Annotated in this window: 2 protein-coding genes and 1 pseudogene; all 3 read right to left on the reverse strand. The window is 44.0% G+C overall.

Annotation, left to right across the window (positions count from 1 at the left end; translation table 11 throughout):
• Positions 1 to 55: 55 nt before the first annotated feature.
• Complete coding sequence (locus RMO55_RS03385) at positions 56 to 724, reverse strand: hypothetical protein (RefSeq protein WP_310423512.1); 669 nt, start codon at positions 722 to 724, stop codon at positions 56 to 58.
• Positions 725 to 726: 2 nt separating this feature from the next.
• Positions 727 to 1,722: a hypothetical protein gene (locus tag RMO55_RS03390; protein ID WP_310423514.1), complete on the reverse strand. Its 996-nt coding sequence runs from the start codon at positions 1,720 to 1,722 to the stop codon at positions 727 to 729.
• A pseudogene (locus RMO55_RS03395) lies at positions 1,719 to 1,901 on the reverse strand (DNA-binding protein); the annotation flags it as partial. The pseudogene RMO55_RS03395 and the gene RMO55_RS03390, both read right to left, overlap by 4 nt.

A 1,901-nucleotide genomic window follows, 5' to 3' on the forward strand; every position in this document is an offset into this window, starting at 1 on the left:
TCGTCTAAAACCTCAGGTGTTTTTTGACGCTGGTGGCGTGTCGCACTATAGCTGTTCATCTTGATGTTGAATTACCCACAATCCAAATCCCCGATCGATCGTAGAAATCAACATTAAATTCTACCTCACAACTCAACTGACGGCGAATCGAACAGCCAGTATCGCCCAATAACAGACCCAACCATAAATCTACCAGATTCAAACCCGTCTTTTGTTGTAATTCCACCAACAACATTTCCCTGCATTCCGCCATCACCCCCCGAATCCGACTCGCCCACAGCTCGATCTCCTCCCCATGAGCATTCCCCATCACCGCTTGAATCATCGCCTCAGCCGCCACCTCATCTGCCTCCACCCCCAACTTAATCACCGACTGTCGTTCTGTTGGATAGTCATGCTCCACTTCCAAATACAGATGCTCATCTCGTAAAATAAAAGTAGAACTATACAGATGCGCCCATAACTCATCAGGTACAATCGGTTCCTTAACTGGTAAATAAGCCGCAGCAATCTCAGTTAGAATTGTCTCCGCCCGAACTCGATAAATCTCCGCAATCTCCCCCACCGCCCGCGCTCCATCAACCAAATTCAACCCATCTAAATGACCGCACAGCTCGATAAACCCGACAGTAGCAGGTTCATTTTGAGCGATCGCTAATATCTGCCACAAATCTAGTTCTAGCTGCTGTGGGACAAGATTTGAAGGGTGACTTACGATGCTCATATTCACCGCCCCAACTCTTCCTGCACGTCGATACTCGTTTGCTCGATTACCAGTTGTTCGGATCTAGACAGCAAATTTTGACGATTGAAATCCAAAAGATCGATCGCAAATCGATTGGTAACTTTATCGATTCTTTCCGCTGGAAGTTGCTCAAAGATCGCGTGAATATCATCAGTCTTAATTTGAGCGAGCATCTTTAGCCATATAATTGCAGCTATCGGTCGAAGTTCAGCCGCAATATTAAAAGCCTCAATATTTGATATTTCTACTGCCTCAACTCGTCCCTCAACAGTCAAATTTTGCCACCAACAAGACTCGACTAATTTTGGCTCTTCAAGATTACCTGTCGATCTAGACTCAGCTAACAACTTAACACCCAAACTATCACCGTGATCGAAAGTTGGGCAGAGAAAATAACCCTCTTCTAAAATAGCTAACTCTAGATTTTCATCATGTCTATCTGTTGCCGAAATCAACGCATCGAATAGTAGATATCCCACCATCACATCTGCACCATTTTCAATTCCCAATGGTGGATACCAATTCAGCGGTAAACCAACCGAGTGCCTTTGCAGATAGTGTAGAACATTCTCAACATTATACGCATCTAAACCATCTAGCGACTCCACCTCATACAGTGGATCGACGATCGACAGAAACCGCCGACAGCTCATTACTTGTCCGTTCTTGGGGGTATAATCTATCGATAAAGTCCCCTCAATGTAACCACCAAGTTCTTGAGCATAACCAATTGCTAACTCAGTTCGAGCGATGGGTAAACCAAACAACTTCCCTAGTTCAGCCGCAACCTTCTCACTCCAATCCCATCGACGTTCTCTAGGAGTGAATCCATCGGGACTTGCAGCTTTAAACAAACAATGCCCCAGTTCGGGATGATTGCACCAATACTTGTAAAAACGACCTTCAGCATCAACACTTGTATTAGTACCATAGCGATCTTTTGGCTCAACTCGATAAATTGGAAATGAAGATATCAATTGAGATCTCCTAGTGGCAAATATTCAGCAGTAGTAAAAGGGATAAATCCCTTACAAGTCAACGAACATAATAATCTCTCTTGTAGAAGTCCTTCCATATTGACTTGGTGAACTTTCATCTCTACCTGCGATCTGTGCTCTGTAAATAAAGCTCTAATATAACCTGGCAAAATCCCAAT

The sequence above is a fragment of the Chamaesiphon sp. VAR_48_metabat_135_sub genome (assembly GCF_031418915.1).
In the GTDB taxonomy this organism is placed as follows: Bacteria; Cyanobacteriota; Cyanobacteriia; order Cyanobacteriales; family Chamaesiphonaceae; genus Chamaesiphon.